The sequence below is a fragment of the Paraburkholderia sp. SIMBA_053 genome, from assembly GCF_046534895.1.
Taxonomy (GTDB): Bacteria; Pseudomonadota; Gammaproteobacteria; order Burkholderiales; family Burkholderiaceae; genus Paraburkholderia; species Paraburkholderia caledonica.
In genome coordinates, this window is record NZ_JAWRXU010000058.1 from 1 (window position 1) to 595 (window position 595).

The following is a 595-nucleotide window of genomic DNA, read 5'->3' on the forward strand; positions in this document are numbered from 1 at the left end:
GTCGAAATAGAACAGGCGACACTGGCCATCGCGCGCGGCGACCTGAAGCTTCTCAAGCGTGGCTTGTTTCATCTCGAACTCCCGTTCATTGCGCTTTTTTTCAGCGAGAAGCGGTTGCGCTTGAAAGTGAAGCCCGCACGCTTGAGGGCTTCACCCAGCGTTTCTATCTTGCAGGGCAGCGCCTGGGCTTGTGCCTGCTCAACGCGTCGAGCTATCTGGACCAGGGTAAGCGGCTCTGCCCGCGCAATCTCCAGCGCGACAGCGACCACGTCATCGGGAAGCGCACGCGGCCGACCGCCGTTGTGACCGCCCATGAGCGCGCAAACGCCTCCAATACGCCACGCGTGAGCCCAGTTGTAGACAGCCTGGTCGCTCACACCGAGGGCTTCACAAACGACCTTTGGCTTATCCCCCCGAGCGAGCATCAAAAGACCGGTGGCGCGTCGGCGCGTGTTCTTGAACCGGTGATTGATCGCCATCTCCTGCAATGTGATTTCCTCAGCCTTCACAAGGTTGACATGGCATTTCATCGACACCTCGGCACCAGGGAAAAATCCAGGTTACCGAAATCCAAGCAGTTTTACCAGGATCACTT

At 58.3% G+C, this 595-nt stretch carries 1 protein-coding gene; it reads right to left on the bottom strand.

What is annotated here, in order from left to right; genetic code table 11:
- Positions 1 to 68 precede the first annotated feature (68 nt).
- The gene (locus SB753_RS34510; protein ID WP_410804515.1) at positions 69 to 530 is read right to left on the bottom strand and encodes a helix-turn-helix domain-containing protein; all 462 of its coding nucleotides are present in this window, start codon (positions 528 to 530) and stop codon (positions 69 to 71) included.
- Between the last annotated feature and the right edge of the window lie 65 nt (positions 531 to 595).

Excerpts from the sequence above, each read along its gene's own strand:
- SB753_RS34510 (WP_410804515.1), bottom strand. The coding sequence starts at position 530 with ATGAAATGCCATGTCAACCTTGTGAAGGCTGAGGAAATCACATTGCAG.